The organism is Mesorhizobium sp. HAY1-8B (assembly GCF_056868045.1).
In genome coordinates, this window is the sequence record NZ_CP200321.1 from 6,042,355 (window position 1) to 6,059,180 (window position 16,826).

Consider the following 16,826-nt stretch of genomic DNA (forward strand, 5'->3'; position numbering starts at 1 on the left):
AATCGGAAATTCACATGCATCTTCACCCGCTCGACGATCTGGTGCTGGACGAAACCACCAAGGCCATTCCGCCTGGCGCCGCGGTCCGTCTTCATGATGTCGGTTCGATGGGCTGGAACCTCCTGCGCGGTGATGTTCCACTGCCGGCAGCGGTCATCAGGGAAGCCGCGCTCGACCACAATTCGCGTTGGATGCAGCGTTTCCTCGCGAAGCGCAACGCGGTCATCGCGCCGCATGTCAAGACGACGATGTGCCCTCAGATCATGCAGAGGCAATTGCGCGACGGCGCCTGGGGCGTGACCGTCGCCACGCTGCACCAGATGAAGGTTTGCCGTCGGTTCGGCATCGATCGCATCGTGCTCGCCAACCAGCTTGTCGGACGGCTGGAACTGGACGCTCTGGTCGCCGAGCTGAACGCTTCGCCCGGCCTCGACTTCTACATGCTGATCGACAGCCTCGATGCCGTGCGCCTGGCGAGCGAGGCGGTTGGACGCGCCGGACCGGCCTCGCGGCCGATCCAGGTGCTGGTCGAGCGCGGCTATCCGGGCGGCCGCACCGGTTGCCGCAACAACGACACGGCGCTCGAGGTCGCGCGCGCCGCGCATGCGGCGCCGCAACTGCGGCTCTGCGGCGTCGAGGCTTTCGAGGGACTGATCAAGCCGAAGGACGGTGGCCCGGCACAGGCAGTTGCGGATTTCGTCGACGAGATCGGCGCACTCTACGAAGCATGTGCCGGCGAAAACCTGTTTGAGCGCGCGCCACCGATCGTGACGGCCGGCGGTTCGTCGTTCTACGACATCGTGCTCGATCGCCTCTCCGGCAGCGGCGCGCAGGTGATGACGCGCAGCGGCTGCTATGTCAGCCATGACAGCGGCATCTACCAGGCCGAGCAGAAACGCATCCTCGCCGCGACCGGCGAGAACGAAGGTCTGGTCAACGCGCTGGAAGTATGGACCCATGTCCAGTCCTGCCCTGAACCGGGGCTGGCCATCCTGACCGCCGGCAAGCGGGATTTCGGAACCGACTCCGGACTGCCGGTGCCTCTGCTCATTTCGCGCAAGGGTGGTTCGCCCGAAACGCTGGCGGGCTGCGAGATCTTCGCAAGCAACGACCAGCACGCCTATATGCGCGTTCCGGCGACGGTTTCGGTAAAAGTCGGCGATCGCATCGGACTGGGCGTGTCGCATCCCTGCACAACCTTCGACAAATGGCAGATTCTTTTGCTGGTCGATGATGCCTATGAGATCGTCGGCGCGCTCAAGACCTATTTCTGATCGGAAGCCAGCGACACCGCGATCATCGAGCCGTCGAAACAACTTCACTCTACTCCGACGACATGTCGCAACAGCCCGTCGACGATCGAACGGGCCGCGCCGGAAACAAGTCGATCACACTGGCGGGCTAGAGCGTTTCGCCGTTTCACGGAAACGGCGAAACGCTCTATCTCTTTGTTTTTGAGGCAATTCCGGACGGAAAACCGCTCACACTTTTCCTGGAATTGCTCCAACTCATACGACAAACCGTATCGCGCGCTGGATGTCGAAGAAATTGTCCGCCTCGAAGCGAAGCGTGCGCGCGGCGGGATGTTCGATGCCCGGGTACCAGCTTCCCCTGTAGGCCTCGATAGGCGTGGTGTATTCGACGATGAGCTCGAACCGGTCGGCCAGCTTCGGCAGGCATTTCGACAGATCGCGCGAAAGCGAGGCCTCCACGGTCTCGCGTATGGCCTTGACCGAGCCTTGAGGCGAGAGGGACGAGGTCGCCGGTCCGAAGCCTTCGCTGGTTGCGACGGTTGATATCCCGGGCACCAGTGCCTTCGCCTCGCCGCACATGCCGGCATCGCCAGACAGAAAGACCGAAGGCACGCCGTAACGGGCGGCGCAGTGCGCGTTCAACGTATATTCGGATGCCACCTGCCCGTTGATCAGCATCCTGGACACGGTGCCGGTCAACGTGTGTGCCAGCGGATTCGTGTCGGTGCCGGCCTTGTTGTGGTAGCCGGTATAGAGAGCGGCATCGAAGGTGTCATCGATGCCGAACATCATCGCATCCGGATGGCCGCTCCAGCCGCGCACGATGCGGACATAGGCTGGAAGCTTGGACAGGATAAGGTTGCGCGCCGTCGAATGGGCGTCCTTGACGACGACTTCGGTCGCACCCGCCGCCTTGGCGCCTTCGCAGGCTGCGACCAGTTCGTCGGTCATGTATTCCCGGAACTCGGCATAGTCGGGATTGCCCTTGCGCGCCTCGTCCCAGTTGGTGATGCCCGCCGTACCTTCGATGTCGGCGCTGATAAAGACTTTCATGTGCTTGCCTTTCGATTTCAGAGAAGGTCACCGCGCACACGGCTTCAATGGCGTCCGGGCTCGTGCGGTGGAGGCGGCCCGCGCAGCGTGGCTGCCCGGGCCGAGGCGTCTCAGGCTGCCATTTCAGCCCGCCGTCGCTCCAGGAACATGGGGCCGACGCGAATGCCGCGGCGTCCATTGTCGTCGACGGCGTCCAGCTCGAGAATCTCCTCCTCGTAGAGCAGCCCGTGCATGCGGAACCGGCCGGCATCCACGGGCTCGCAGGTATGGGTGCAGAAATACTCGATCAGGCATTTCAGCTGGCCGTGGCTGTAGGTCAGATAGGTGATGTTGAAATCCGGGCCGTACTCGCCGAGGTGCGGCGCGATCTCCGGCGGCACCTTCTCGACAGGCAGACTATCGACACGCGACCAGTTCGCTCCTTTCCAGGTCAGCTGGTTGGCCTTGGAGAAGGAGAGATTCATATGCGCGTAGTCGGCGCCGCGACCGTAGATGCGTCCGTCGATGACGAAGTCGTTGCCCGAGACCGGACGGATCTGCAGCGGCACGCCCTCCCCCATCAGATAGAGCTTGCCGTCCTTGTTCTTCACCTCGACGACCTCGCCGCCCACCTCATGACGATAGAGGCCGGGCAGGCTTGCGAACTGGTCTTCGGTGATGGGCGGCGGGGTCTGGCTGCGAAGCGGCATGCGTCCCATGCCGTTATCGGCAAGGGCGATGCGCAAGCCATCGCCCGCGAGCCGGGAGGCTATCTGGTTGGCGAAATCAAGCGTGGCGAAGATCAGGACGCCGAAGCCGGCCCTCGGCAGGAGCATCATCTGCGACGCATAGCCGTAAACCGCGCCGCCATGGCCGACGGAGGTCCACCCGTCCATGTCACCGACACCGAAGCACAGCCCATACCCGTTGAGGTCCTTGTTGTGACCTTCGGGGCGTTTGCCGATCGGGGTCCACATCTTGCGCAGCGATGCGGGGCTGACAATGGAATCGCCGTTGGGCGCGAAGCCGCCCCGCAGCAGGCACCGCGTGTAGTTGGCCATATCGGAAGTGGTGGAGAAGATGTTGCCGGCGGGCGATCCGCCCAGATTGAACACCGGCGCGGGGCTGTCCCCGTCCAGCGTCCACATGTCGGCCGGCGCCAGCCTTTCACGGATACCCGGGGCCATGCCTGACGACGTGTCGTTCATGCCCAGCGGTTTCAGGATGTTCTCGGTGATGTAGTCGGAGTAGCTCTTTCGCGTCACCCGCTCGATCACCATGCCGACCACGGCAATGCCGGCATTGGAATAATGCATGATGCCGGCGCTGGGATCCTGCTTCAACGTGGATGTGGCAAGCTCGGCGACGGTGTCGGCCAGCGGCGGCTTGTGTGAATCCAGATAGTGCCCGCTCTTGGGTTCGCGCACGATCCCGGCGGTGTGGCTCATGAGCTTGCCCAGGCTCACATGCGAGCCGTGGGGTCCGCTTTCACGCCCGGCGAACGGATTGACCGGGTGAAAACCGGGCAGATACTCCGAGACATCGACATCAAGGTCGACCAGTCCCTTCTCCACGAGTTGCATGATGGCAACCGATGTGAAGGTCTTCGTGATCGAACCAATGCGGAAACAGGTGTCGTCCTTCATGTCGAAGTGGCGATCGTGCCGCTGTATGTGGCCGTGCGTCATGAGGCCGTCCCTGTCGACCAGGGCATAGGAGATCGACGGGATCGCCTTGTCCTCCACCTCGTGGCGGATAAGGTCTTCAAGAAGCTCGATGGCGTGGGGGAAAGCGAAGACACGGGGGATACTCCCTGATTTCAGTTTGTATGGCGGGGATCGAGAATGTCGCGCAAGGCGTCGCCGACGAGGTTCCACGCCAGCACGAACAGGAAGATCGCGGCTCCGGGAAAGGCGAGCGTGTACCAGTACTGGAACGGATTGCCGGGCTGGCCGACGATCCAGTTGCGCGCATAGGCGATGAACTGCCCCCAATCGGCGTAGCCTTCCTCCGTGCCCACTCCGAGGAAGCTCAGGGCGGACGCGGTGAGCACCATCGAACCCGTCGCCATGGTAGCCAGAACCAGCACAGGGAAGAACGCGTTGGGAAGGATGTGGAATACGATCAGCCTGAAATCGCCGGCGCCGTAGCTTCTCGCCGCATTCACGAAATCCATCTCGCGGATCCGCAGGATTTCACTGCGCACCACACGCGCATAACCCATCCATCCGAAAGTCGTCAGCGCGACGGTTATCGGCCCGAGTCCCTTGCCGAGCAGGGCGGTCAGGACCATGGCGGCGATGAGGAAGGGAACCGCCATGAAGACGTCGACGATACGCATCAGCACTTCGTCCACGATGCCGCCGTAAAAGGCCGCGAGCGATCCGATGATCGTGCCGATCAGCACGGAGATGGCGACGACGCCGAGGCCGATCTTGAATGCCGTGCGGGTGCCCCAGATCACGGCGTAGTAGATGTCGTACTGGCCCTCGGTTGTTCCGAAGATCGCCTCGGGCGACGGCGGTTGCGGCGTCGCCAGGAAACCCGCTCTCGGCGTGTCGTATACCGACATCTGGAATTCCTGCGGCGGTGCAAGTACCGGCGCGAAAATCGCGATCAGCACGAATGCCAGCAACAGCAGCACACCAACCAGCGAGATCGGATTACGCTTCAGATAGCCAAGCGCTCTCATCGCGTCTTTACCCTCGGATCGAGCAGCGGATAGATCATGTCGACGGCCAGGTTCAGCACCACGAGAACGACCGCGAAGTAGAGCCCGAAGCCCAGCACGGCCGGAAAATCCAGGTTGGCGGCCGTCTTGGCCGCGAACTGGCCGAGGCCCGCATAGTCGAAGATGGTTTCGGTGATGACGACGCCACCCATCATGGCGGCGAGTTCCATTCCGGCGATCGTCGTGACAGGAAGCAGCGCGTTGCGCCTGGCATGGTGCAGTTCCACCACACGCCGGGGCATGCCCTTTGCGCGTGCCGTGCGGACATAGTCCTGGCGCAGCGTTTCCAGCATCGACGTGCGCATGACACGCGTCATGTTGGCAAGATTGACGTAGGTCAGGGTTATGACGGGGGCGGCGAGATGCCTGAGCGAATCCCAGAAAATGGCCAGATTGCCGTTGAGCAGCGCGTCGATCGTGTTCGCGCCGGTGTAGCGGGTGAAGCCGGGCGAGGTGACGGCGGCCTGGGCCCACTGGCTGAGGCGCCCGGGCGGGAACCAGTCAAGCGCGGAGTAGAAGATCAGCAGCATCAGCAGTCCGAAGACATAGACCGGGAATGACCAGCCCAGGATGGTGAAGATGCGGATCACATGGTCCGGCCAACGGTTGAGATGGATGCCGGCCCGCGAGCCCAGGTAGATGGCGAGCAGAAAGCCGGGAATGAACGCCAGCAGGACCAGTTCCAGCGTCGCGGGCAGCAGGGAAGCCAGCGCGTGAGCAACAGGCTGGCGCGCGGTCTCGGACCAGCCCAGGTTGCCGCTCAGGATATTGCCGATCCAGCGTCCGTATTGAATGTAGAAGGGATCGTTCAGCCCATACTGCTCGATCATCCTGCGAATGCTGTCCTGGCCGCCCTTGAGGAAATCCGGGGACGGCGCGTACGCCGCCAGACGCTGTGTCGGCGACAGCGACATCTGCAGCGCGAAAAGCATCAGCGACAGGGCGAAGAGAACGACCGGCAACATCAGGAGCCGCCGCAAAGCGTAGTTCAGCACATCAGCATCCGCACCATGAGGAATAGCCGTTTCGCCGGGCGACGATGGCACCCGGCGAAACCCGAAGCTCTCTAGTCGGCCTTCTTGGTGACGGGATAGAAATCCCAGGCGCCGTAGAGGATCATGTTGTGCACGTAGCCGTCGATGTTGCTGCGGGTGACGATGTACCCGAAGTCCTCCCAGAGGAACTGCGTGGTGGCATAGTCGTAGGACATCTCCTGCAGCTTGGCATAGATCGGCTCACGCACGGCGGGATCGCTCGAGGCCCAAGCCTGGTCGAGAAGCGGCTTGAACTTCTCCGTCATCAGGTCACGGTAGCCTTGGCCGAGCATGCCACCGACAAGACCGGTCGGGGACAGATAGTAGGTCGCCGCACCCAGCGGACCACCCGGGTCGGAATAGTCCGGTCCCCAGCCCATGTAGGTGAGCGGCGAGGCAGGCTTTTCACGATTGTTGAGCTTGTCCGAGATGGAGGCCCAGGGCAGCGACTGGATCTTCATCTTGAACTTCGGGTTGATCCGCTGCAGTCCTTGCTGGAGCGCGGAAAGTGCGGCCGTGCCTTGCGGCGTTCCTTCCTGCACATAGGCCGTGAAGGTGAAGCCGGTATCCCAAAGCTTGCCGCCGAAGGCCTTCTTGAAGTGCTCCGCGGCCTTCTTCGGATCGTAGCTGTAGATCGGCGAGTCCGCGCGGTAGCCCATGATGCCGCGCACGGTCGGACCGCGCGCCTGCACGGTCTTGCCGAGCAGCGCCTGCTTTATCAGCGCATCGTAGTTTTGGGCGTAGTTGAAGCCCTGACGAACGTCGATGTCGGAGAAGAAGTCCGGCGGGATGCCGTTGCCGTCCAGCTTGCCGCTGCCGATGGCGGGGTTGTCGGCATCATCCAGCGGCCACGCGAAATACAGGCCACGGCTGAACACCTTGGGCAGGCCGTCGACGACCTTGACACCGTCCGTCTTGCTGAGCTCGTCCAGGAACTCGACGGGCGTCGTCACGAAGTCGGCATCGCCGGAGAGCAACTGCAGGCGACGCGTGGTCCATTCCGGAACCGTGCGCATGACCACGCGCTCGAGCGAGGCCTTGCCCATGAAGTAATTGTCGAAACGCTTCAGCGTGATGCGGCGATCGGTTCGATCCCATTCGTCGAGCATGAACGGACCGGTCCCGTTTTCCTGGGCGAACAGCGGATCGTCGCCGAGTTCGGGACGGTAGTACTTCTTCCAGGTATTCCCGTCGCCATCCCACCCCCCGACGGAGGCGACCCATTCCTTGTCGACGATCGAGGCACCGAACGGCAGCGCCAGAACGCCAAGCGTGGCGGGGAAGGATTTCGGCAGCTTCAGCGTGACATTGTCGCCCTCGACGGTGATCTGCGACGCGAGTTCGTCATATACCTTCCGCAGCGCTTCGGGGCTGGCATCCTTGATGTCCGACACCTTGCCTTCGGCTTCGACCCATTTGGCGACGTCGGTGTACTTGCTCGCCGTCACCACCTCGGTGATGGCGTTGGACATCCACGACTGGCCCATCAGGATGGCGCGCAGCAGCGAGTAACGCACGTCTTCGGCGGTGATCTCGCCATAGCCCGGCTCGATCTTGGCCTTCTGCTCGTCGCTCAGCCCGTCATAGTACTGCCAGGTGATCTTGCCGTCATCGCCCTTGATGCCGACCTTGTGTGCGTGGACGCCCTTCCGGATCGGGAAGGTGTAGCTGACCGAACCGTCCGCATTCTGCTTGATCAGGCCGTTTTCGAGGCTCGGCACTTCCGACGACAAGGAAGGCACGAATTCGGAAATCTGGGAGCCGTTGTAATTCAACAGGCGGCTGTAGACGTTGAGCACGCCGTAGGAGCTCGGCGTGTTTGCAATGTAGGCCGGATCAAAGGACTGAACATCGTCAGTCCAAAGAAACACAAACGTTCCGGGATTCTTGGTTTCTGCCACGGCAGGCGACGCAAAAGCGCCTATGCCCATGCAGAACGCTAGTGCCAAGGCACGTTTCATTTTCATGAGTATGTTCCCACAATTGACTCGAGGTCTTTTTATCGTTGCGTGCGAAAGCTAGGAGGAGGCTTGCGCCACTGTCCAATGCGTAGATAGGATCAGTTATGCGAATAATGCATGAGGTCGACTGTGGAGCTGGCGTGGTTTGAAGACTTCCTCAAGATCGCCGCGACGCGGAATTTCTCGACCGCCGCCGCGTCCCGGAATATCTCGCAGCCGGCCTTCAGCCGTCGCATCAAGGCGCTGGAGGCTTGGGTCGGCGCCGAACTCATCGACCGCAGTACATATCCGGTGCACCTAACCAGCGCGGGCAACATTTTCGTTCCGCGCTGCCAGGAAATGCTTCGCGACATGTACCGCCTGCGGACGGACTGCCGCAACGCCGCCGGCGCCAGCTCACGGCTTCTCACTTTCGCCGCGCTTCATACGCTGGCCATCTATTTTTTTCCCCGGTGGATCAGCCAGCCCGAAATGCCAAATGCGCCGGTCCGCAGCAGCATGCACACTGGCGACTTCCTGGAATGCGTCGAGCACCTGTCGTCCGGCAAATGCGATTTCGCCATCACTTACGATCACCCCGACGGTCCGCCGGTCCTTGAGGGCGGACCCTTCGAATCGCTTCAAATCGGCAGGGATCGCCTCGTTCTGGTGTCTGGTGTCGACCAGATGGGAGCGCCGCTCTTCGATGTCGATGTGCCGGAGGGCACCAGGATTCCCTACCTCGCCTATTCCTGGAGCGACGGCTATCTCGGCAAGCTGATCTCGCTCATCCAGTCGCGCTGGCGGCGTCCTCTCAATCTCAGCATCGTCTACCAGTCCTCGCTTGCCGAAGGCCTGAAGCAGATGGCGATCGCCGGGCAAGGCGTGGTCTGGCTGCCGCAGATCTGTGTTCAGAAATCGATCGCCCAGGGTGAACTCATCCAGATTGGCGGACAACAGCTGTCCCTGGAGATCGAGATCAGGATTTTCCGCCGTGTGGGCGCGCGCAGCCGGGACGGCGAAGCGCTGTGGAAATATCTCTCGCGAACCGCGGAGCAGACGCGCGGACGCAACCTGGTTGATCCGACACTGACCATGCGCTGAGTGGACCGAGGGCCCATTCGCGCGTTTAATGCGAAATCCGACAGGGCGATGCAGAGATTGCATAACTCTGGTGGAGAGACCGGGAAGCCTGACAATCACAGGGCAGATGCCGTCTGGCGAGGCATTCCGGGGCATTCCAAAGCACGGCTTCCAGGCGACCTGGTGACGGGGCCCTATTGACAGCCCGCATGCTCACTGCGTTCGATACCGGGTGTCGCGACCATTGCGCCTGGAGTGCCTTTTGACCGTCAAGTCCGCCGCCACCGCGAGCCTTCCCGACGATGTGATCCTGTCAGTCGAGAACCTTGAAGTCTGCTTCGGGTCGACGGCGACAAAAGCGGTGCGGGCTGTTCAGGGCGTATCGTTCCAGATCAAGCGCGGCGAGACGGTGGCATTGGTGGGCGAGTCGGGTTCGGGCAAATCGGTCACGGCCATGACCGTAATGCGTCTGACAGAATATGACGGCGCCAGGATCACGGGCGGCCGCATCCTGATGAGGCTCAAGGACGGCGGTGTAGCCGACCTGGCAAAGCTTTCCGAAAAGCGTATGGAGGGGCTCCGTGGCTTTGAGTTCTCGATCGTGTTCCAGGACCCGATGTCGAGCCTCAATCCGGTGTTCACCGTCGGCGACCAGATTGCGGAGGTGGTCACGAGACACCAGGGCAAGTCGCCGCGCGAGGCGCGCGACATCGCGCTGAATGTTCTCAAGCTTGTGCGCGTGCCGGACGCTGCTCTCAGGCTCGACCAATACCCGCACCAATTGTCCGGCGGCATGCGCCAGCGCGTCATGATCGCCATTGCCTTGGCCTGCCGCCCTTCCTTGATGATCCTCGATGAGCCGACCACCGCGCTCGACGTCACCATCCAGGCGCAGATTCTGGACCTTGTCCGGGCACTGCAGCGCGATATCGGCATGTCCGTTCTTTTCATCACCCATGACATGGGTGTGGTCGCGGAAATCGCCGATCGCGTCTGTGTCATGCTGAAGGGCGAGATCGTGGAATCAGGCTCGGTGCACCAGATCCTCGTAGACCCCCGACACCGCTACACACGCGCGCTGATCTCGGCGGTGCCGAGGCTGGGCAGCATGGCCGACAAGGATGGGCCCGAGAAATTCCCGCTGGTCATATACAATGCCGAAGTCTCGCAGCCGGAGGTCTCGGCATGAGCGCCGCACCGCTCGCAGCGGACAGAAAGCCCTTGGTCGAAGTCCGCGAGCTTGTTACGCGTTTCGACCTGAGAGGCGGTATCTTCGGCGGCGTCGCCGGCCGGGTTCATGCGGTTGAGGGCGTTTCCTTCGATATTTTCCCGGGCGAGACCCTGGCGTTGGTGGGGGAATCGGGCTGCGGCAAGTCGACCGTGGCGCGCAGCATCATGCAATTGGACAAGCCCTTGTCCGGCGCCATTCGCTATGACGGCAAGGAGATGATCGGCGCAGGACGGGCAACCCTTGCGGGCTTCCGGCGCGAGGTGCAGATGGTCTTCCAGGACCCGTTCTCCTCGCTCAATCCGCGGATGACGATCGGGCAGGCCCTGACCGACCCGATGCGCGTCCACCGCATCGCGCGCGGCAGTGAGTTGCAGAAACGGGCGGCGGACCTGCTGGCAAAAGTGCATCTGCCGCCGGAATATCTCGAACGCTACCCTCATGCCTTCTCGGGCGGCCAACGGCAGCGCATCTGCATCGCCAGGGCTTTGGCCCTCGATCCCCGCCTCCTCATCGCGGATGAAGCGGTCGCCTCGCTCGACGTTACGATCCAGGCCCAGGTCATCAACCTGTTGATGGACCTGCAGCGCGACATGGGCATCGCCATTCTGTTCATCAGCCATGACATGGCCGTGGTCGAGCGCATCGCGCATCGCGTTGCCGTCATGTATCTGGGTGAGATCGTGGAGATCGGCGACCGCCGATCGGTCTTCGGCAATCCTCAACACCCTTATACGCGCAAGCTGCTTTCGGCGGTTCCCGTAGCGGATCCAGCGCGACGACCGGTTGGACGCGAACCGATGTCGGATGAGATTCCCAGCGCGGTACGCGGCGTTGACTTTGTCCCGGTCCGCCTACCGATGAATGCCGTTTCGCCTACCCATTTCGTGCGCGAGACATCACCGGCCTGATCTTACGCAGGCGGCAGAGATGGCCGAGACCATCTCTCCCTATCGAGTCTGTTGCCCTTTGTTGCCAAAGGGGCCTCCGCCGTATGGCATTTCGTTTGTGCGGAGAGGCGGAGTTCCCGGCTTTCTTCCAAGGAACCGAGGAAATCCATCGCGCGGTTATGACAAGGCCCGCTGGCCAGCTTTCTATTCCCGTACCAGATCGACCAGAATATTGCCCTGCCCATCGACCCGCACTTTCTGGTTATCCAGGAGCAGGATCGTCGTTGTCGGCAGCTCGAGCACGGCTGGGCCTTCCAGTTTTGCGCCCGCGCCGATCAGGCTAGCGTCGTAGACCGGGACCTCGCGAAAACCCTTGTCGAGGTAGATATCGCGGCTTGACTTGGGTCGGATTTTCCCTCGCTGGGGCGACAGCGGCGACCCGCGGCGCGCCTTGCCGCCAGTATCGCCGATGGCACGCACCTTCCAGGTGGTGAACTCCACGGTGTCGGCCTCGTCCTTGATCGTGTAGATACGCTCGTGCTGGGCATGGAAAGCAGCCACCAGTTCGGCGAGCGCGCCCTTGGCAAGCTTGCCTTCGGACAGGTCGAACGGCACCTCGATGTCCCAGGACTGATAGAGATAGCGACCCTGAAAGGCGAATTCGAAGCGCTGCCATTTCGCATCGAGCCCGGACCGCTTGAGGAAAGCCCCGCCCCGCCGTTTGAGCGATGCCAGCAGCCGGTTGACGCCGGCGAGGTCGAAGTCCCGGTCGGTGGTGTTCAGCGTGCCGGTCTCTTCCCAGCGTATGTCGGAAATCAGGCCGCCATAGGCGCTCAGCCCTGCCGCAAAGCGCGGCACCATGAAACTCTTGATGCCGAGGATGCGGGCCATGTCGCCAATGTGGCAGGCGGTCGCCCCGCCGCCGCTGACGACATAGCTGTCGCGCGGGTCGATGCCCTCGTTGACGGTGATATCCTCGATCGCGCCGATCATGTTGTGGTTGGTCGTGGTGTAGATCGCGTAAGCCGCTTCCATCAGGCCGATCTTCAATTGCCTTGCGATCTTGCCGACCGCGGCCTCGGCCTTCGCGCGGTCCAGCTTGATGCGACCGCCGAGAAAATAGTCGGGGTCGATAATGCCGAGCACGACATTGGCATCGGTCACGGTCGGCTCCGTGCCGCCGCGGCCGTAGCAGGCCGGCCCTGGCACTGCGCTGGCACTGTGCGGGCCGACACGCAGCAGCCCGCCGGCATCGACCCAGGCAATGCTGCCGCCACCAGCACCGACCGAGCGGACGTCGATCTTCGGTATGCCCAGCATCTCCATGCCGAAGGTCGCCTCCGGGGTGACGACGAGGTGCCGGTCGCGCAATGCCGAGACGTCGAAGGTGGTGCCTCCCATATCGACGACGATGACGTTGCTGGCGTCCGTAAGGCTGGTCGCCGCGATCGGCGCCAGCGTCGGGCCCGACATCACGCTGTAGATCGGCCGCGCGACGATCTCCTCCGGCGGCATCATGCCTCCGACGCAGTTGGCGATCAGGAGCTCGCCATCGTAGCCGGCCTTCTTCAGAGCGCGCGTGAGGTTGCCCACATATTCGCTGACGATCGGATAGAGCGAAGCGTTGATGGCTGTCGATATGGTGCGCCGATATTCGCGCGGGATCGGGTTGAGTTCGTGGCTGAGCGTCACGGGAATGCCCGGAAGCTCCTCCTCGATGATCTCGCGGACGCGGCGCTCGTGGGTCGAATTGACGATCGACCAGAGCAGGCACACGGCAATCGCCTCGACGCCGCACGCCTTGAGATGGCGCGCGGCCGCGCGCACGTCGTCGTCGTTGAGGCCTTCGACCTCGTTGCCCATCGAATCGATGCGACCACGAACCTCGCAGGTGCGGCTACGATGGATATAGGGCGGCGGGAAATCGATCTTGATGTTGAAAGCGCGCTTGCGCGGGGATTCGCGCAGCGTAAGGATGTCGGGATGACCGGCGTTGCATATCAGGCCGGTTGGCGCGACCTTGCCCTCGACAAGCGCGTTCGTCGAAACGGTCGTGCCGTGCACGATCATGTTCATCTTGGACAGGAAATCGGCCAGTGCCATGTCGTGGCTCCTGGCCGCCACCTCAAGCACGTCGATGAAGCCGCGCTCGAACATTCCCGGTGTTGTCGGCGATTTGTGGATCTCGAGATCCGCGCCCTCGCGATACAGCACAAGGTCGGTGAACGTTCCCCCAATGTCGATGCAGGCGACGAACATAATTCTATTCCTGTTGCTTTGTCGTGTTCGGGTGCCGTGACCGTTGCGGCCAACTTATTTCGCGATCGCCAAGCAAGCCGGCCGGCCGGGTGATCAGGATGGCGAGCAGGATCACCGCGAGCGCAATTTCCTGTAGTCCGGGGGGCGCCGACAGGACATGCCCGCCGATGGACACGCCGCGTTCGATGGATCGGAACAGTTCCGAGATGGTCGAGATGAAGGCCACGCCTACAAAAGCGCCGGTCAGGCTGCGCATGCCGCCGACCACCAGCATCGTCAGCGTGACGAAGGTGAGGTCGAGATAGAAGGTGTTGGCGGTGATGGTGCCGATGAAGTGGCTGAACAGCACGCCGCCCAGGGCCACCACCATGGCACTGAGGACAAAGGCGATAAGCCTCTCGCGCTCGAGGTCGATGCCGGTGGCGGCAGCGGCGACCTCGCTTTCACGCGAGCAGCGCAGCATCAGGCTGTGGCGAGTCGTACCATAGACCGCCGCAACGATGATCGCGACCGAGGCGCCGCCGAAAGCCACCCACAGGCCAGTGTAGCGGGGAAGCCCGACGAGTGCCTGGCGTCCGCCGGTCACCTGCTGCCAGTTCGATGCGACGACGAAGGTGATGACCAGCATGGCGAAGGTCGCCATGGGCAGCGCGATGCCGCGCAACCGGCAGAGTGGCCAGGCGACCAGCAGGGCGATCAGGCCGACGGCGAGCACGACGATCACCAGCGCGACCGGCCAGGGCAGTTGCAGCGCCTCGATGCTGCCCGGCAGGTCGAGCAGGACGGATTTGCGCGCCGGCGACAAGGTGAGAATGGCGGACATGTAGCCGCCAATCGCCATGAAGGCGACGTGGCCGAAGGAGAAGACGCCGGAATTGCCGACGAAGATGAACAGGCCGACCACGACGACAAGCTTGATCATCGCCTCGACGATGGTGCGCTGCATGGCCGACGGCGTGGCCGTCGCGATCAGTGCCACCGTCAGCAGGAGCAGGATCAGGATGGCCGCCGTCTGCAGCGGACGAAGCGCGGTATCATTGTTCATGCCTACACCCGCTCCCGGTCGGCGCGACTCATCAGCAGTCCATCCGGGCGCCAGAACAGGAACAGGATGAACATCAGGAAGACGAAGGCGTCGCGATAGGGCCGCAGGTCGACGGGCAGATAGGCCTGAAGCGAGACTGAGACGACGCCGACGAGGAAGCCGCCAAGGGCCGCGCCGGCGACCGATCCCATACCGCCGATGACCGACGAGACGAAGGCGATCAGCACCATCGACACACCCATCTTGTAGGATACGCTGCCGGTCTGGGCGACGAGATAAAGCGACACCATGCTTGCCAGCACGCCGGAGATCGCGAATGCAAAGGCGATGACCCGGTTGGCACGAACCCCGACGAGACGGGCCATGGTGAAATCCTCGGCGGCGGCGCGCATCTGCAGTCCGATCCGCGAAAAGCGGAAGAAGACGACAAGCCCGGCCATCAGGCAGAGTGTGGTTGCGATCGTAACGATCTGCAGGCGTGGCACGCGCAAGCCGCCGAATTCAACGCTGGTGCCGAGTTCCGAGAGAAAGGCGACGCCGATGGCGCGCGATCCGAACATCATCAGCACGGTGTGCTGCACAAGATAGGAAACCGCGAAGGAAGCGATCAGCAGCGTTGCGGGATTGGCCTTGCGCAGCGGCCGGAAGGCAACGCGCTCCATGCCGAGCGCCAGGATCGTGGTGATCATGATGGCCGCCAGGATCATCACCAGAAGCGGTTGGCCGACCAAGGAAAAAAGCGTGAAGCCGCCGGCCATGATCAGCTCGCCATGGGCGAAATTGATCAGCCGCATGATGCTGAAGATCAGGCCGATCCCCAATGCCGCCAACGCGTAGACAGCGCCGAGGCTGATGGCGTCGATGGCGTTTTGCAGGAAGATCATGGTTTTCCCCCTTCACCCGCGACACCGAAATAGGCCGCGTCGAACGCGGCCGTGCCCGAAAGGTCGGCCGACTTGCCCGACATCGCGATTGCTCCGGAACTCAGCACATAGGTGCGGTCGGCCGCTGCCAGCGCGCGTGTCACGTTCTGCTCGACGATCAGCACCGTGACACCCGAGCGCCTGAGTTCGAGTACCGCCTGGTAGACCTGGTTGACCACCAGTGGCGCCAGCCCAAGCGATGGTTCGTCGAGAAGCAGGAGCTTTGGTCGCGCCAGCATCGCACGGCCGATTGCCAGCATCTGCTGCTCGCCGCCCGAAAGCTTGTTGGCACGCTGCCGATACCGGTCCTTCAGCACCGGAAACATGGCCAGCACTTTGTCGATGTCGGCCGCGATCTGCTTTCTGTCCCGGCGAACCGTCGCACCGAGCGCCAGGTTTTCCGCCACGCTCAGCGAACCAAAGATGTGGCGGCCTTCCGGAACCAGCGAGAGCCCGGCGGAAACAAGCGCTTCGGCCTGCATCTGGGCGGTGTTGCGCCCGGCAAGCTCGATGCTGCCGGCGCGTGCTTTCACCACGCCGGCGACCGCCAGCAACAGCGTCGACTTGCCGGCGCCGTTCGGGCCGATCACGGCGACGATCTCGCCCTCACCGACATCGAGCGAAACGCCGCGCAAGGCAACGATGTTGCCATAGTTGACGTGCAGGTCGCGGATATTCAGCAAGGCGCGGGATCCTCTTCGCCGAGATAGGCTTTGCGGACCTTGGCATCAGCCCTGATTTCCGCGGTCGAACCAATGGCCAGCGTGCGGCCAAGCTGAAGCACCTGGATCCGATGGCAAAGCTGAAACACCAGCGACATGCGGTGTTCGATGAAAAGGATGCCGCAGTCGAGCCGCTCTCCGATGCTCCTGATGATCTGCTGGAGATCGTTGCATTCCGCATCGTTGAGCCCGGCCGCAGGCTCGTCCATCAACAGGAAGCGCGGTCTCATGGCGACGGCCCTGGCAATGCCGACACGCCGCTCCTCGCCGAACGGCAGTGTGCCGACGGGCCTGTCGGCCTTGGCCGAAAGCCCCATCTCGCCGAGGATGCGGCGCGCCTCGGCGCGTGCTTCGCGCCGGCTCATGCCGATCGCCACGCCGCCGGCCTCGACATTCTCGAGCGCCGTCAGTCCGACAAAGGGCAGCACGCTCTGGAAGGTGCGCACGAGCCCTCTGCGGCTGCGCTCATGCGGTTTCCAGGATCCGATATCCACTCCATTCATGTGGACGCTGCCCTGCGTCACCGTCTGGAACCCGGTCAGGACGTTGATCAGGGTCGTCTTGCCGGCGCCATTCGGACCGATGAGGCCGAGGATTTCCCCCGGTCTCAACGTCAGGCTCACATTCTCGATCGCACGCAGACCCTGGAAGTCGACGACGACATCCCTGACATCCAACGTGGACAC

At 62.7% G+C, this 16,826-nt stretch carries 14 protein-coding genes; 4 read left to right on the top strand and 10 right to left on the bottom strand.

Annotated elements, in window-relative coordinates:
- Positions 1–14 precede the first annotated feature (14 nt).
- Positions 15–1,274 (top strand): amino acid deaminase, encoded by a 1,260-nt coding sequence (locus AC1VON_RS29010; protein ID WP_483125733.1) that lies wholly within the window; start codon positions 15–17, stop codon positions 1,272–1,274.
- 234 nt (positions 1,275–1,508) lie between these two features.
- On the opposite strand, the gene AC1VON_RS29015 is transcribed toward AC1VON_RS29010, so the two are convergent.
- The 5 genes from AC1VON_RS29015 to AC1VON_RS29035 form a co-directional block, all read right to left on the bottom strand.
- Positions 1,509–2,306, bottom strand: a complete 798-nt coding sequence (locus tag AC1VON_RS29015) for a M55 family metallopeptidase (RefSeq protein WP_483125734.1) — start codon at positions 2,304–2,306, stop codon at positions 1,509–1,511.
- Between the two features lie 110 nt (positions 2,307–2,416).
- A complete protein-coding gene (locus AC1VON_RS29020; protein WP_483125735.1) occupies positions 2,417–4,030 on the bottom strand; it encodes a serine hydrolase domain-containing protein in 1,614 nt (537 codons plus the stop codon).
- Between the two features lie 74 nt (positions 4,031–4,104).
- Complete coding sequence (locus AC1VON_RS29025; protein WP_056570727.1) at positions 4,105–4,977, bottom strand: ABC transporter permease; 873 nt, start codon at positions 4,975–4,977, stop codon at positions 4,105–4,107.
- Entirely contained in the window at positions 4,974–6,011 is a 1,038-nt protein-coding gene (locus AC1VON_RS29030) for an ABC transporter permease (RefSeq protein WP_483125736.1), read from the bottom strand. The genes AC1VON_RS29025 and AC1VON_RS29030 overlap by 4 nt, the downstream gene beginning before the upstream one ends.
- A gap of 71 nt (positions 6,012–6,082) precedes the next feature.
- The gene (locus AC1VON_RS29035; protein WP_246740934.1) at positions 6,083–7,921 is read right to left on the bottom strand and encodes an ABC transporter substrate-binding protein; all 1,839 of its coding nucleotides are present in this window, start codon (positions 7,919–7,921) and stop codon (positions 6,083–6,085) included.
- A gap of 207 nt (positions 7,922–8,128) precedes the next feature.
- On the opposite strand from AC1VON_RS29035, the gene AC1VON_RS29040 reads away from it, so the two are divergent.
- The 3 genes from AC1VON_RS29040 to AC1VON_RS29050 all read left to right on the top strand — a co-directional run bounded on the left by AC1VON_RS29040 (position 8,129) and on the right by AC1VON_RS29050 (position 11,212).
- A complete protein-coding gene (locus AC1VON_RS29040; protein ID WP_483125737.1) occupies positions 8,129–9,094 on the top strand; it encodes a LysR substrate-binding domain-containing protein in 966 nt (321 codons plus the stop codon).
- A 241-nt stretch (positions 9,095–9,335) separates the two neighbouring features.
- Entirely contained in the window at positions 9,336–10,262 is a 927-nt protein-coding gene (locus AC1VON_RS29045; protein ID WP_483125738.1) for an ABC transporter ATP-binding protein, read from the top strand.
- Positions 10,259–11,212, top strand: a complete 954-nt coding sequence (locus tag AC1VON_RS29050) for an ABC transporter ATP-binding protein (RefSeq protein WP_483125739.1) — start codon at positions 10,259–10,261, stop codon at positions 11,210–11,212. Before AC1VON_RS29045 ends, AC1VON_RS29050 begins: the two co-directional genes overlap by 4 nt.
- Positions 11,213–11,395: 183 nt before the next feature.
- On the opposite strand, the gene AC1VON_RS29055 is transcribed toward AC1VON_RS29050, so the two are convergent.
- From AC1VON_RS29055 to AC1VON_RS29075, 5 genes are read right to left on the bottom strand one after another with little or no spacing between them, the layout of a single operon-like run.
- Positions 11,396–13,450 (bottom strand): hydantoinase/oxoprolinase family protein, encoded by a 2,055-nt coding sequence (locus AC1VON_RS29055; RefSeq protein ID WP_483125740.1) that lies wholly within the window; start codon positions 13,448–13,450, stop codon positions 11,396–11,398.
- Between the two features lie 4 nt (positions 13,451–13,454).
- A complete protein-coding gene (locus tag AC1VON_RS29060) occupies positions 13,455–14,495 on the bottom strand; it encodes a branched-chain amino acid ABC transporter permease (RefSeq protein WP_172349208.1) in 1,041 nt (346 codons plus the stop codon).
- Positions 14,496–14,497: 2 nt separating this feature from the next.
- Positions 14,498–15,379, bottom strand: coding sequence for a branched-chain amino acid ABC transporter permease (locus AC1VON_RS29065; RefSeq protein WP_483125741.1), 882 nt, complete (start codon positions 15,377–15,379; stop codon positions 14,498–14,500).
- Positions 15,376–16,101 (bottom strand): ABC transporter ATP-binding protein, encoded by a 726-nt coding sequence (locus AC1VON_RS29070; RefSeq protein WP_172349206.1) that lies wholly within the window; start codon positions 16,099–16,101, stop codon positions 15,376–15,378. The genes AC1VON_RS29065 and AC1VON_RS29070 overlap by 4 nt, the downstream gene beginning before the upstream one ends.
- Complete coding sequence (locus tag AC1VON_RS29075; RefSeq protein ID WP_172349205.1) at positions 16,095–16,826, bottom strand: ABC transporter ATP-binding protein; 732 nt, start codon at positions 16,824–16,826, stop codon at positions 16,095–16,097. Before AC1VON_RS29075 ends, AC1VON_RS29070 begins: the two co-directional genes overlap by 7 nt.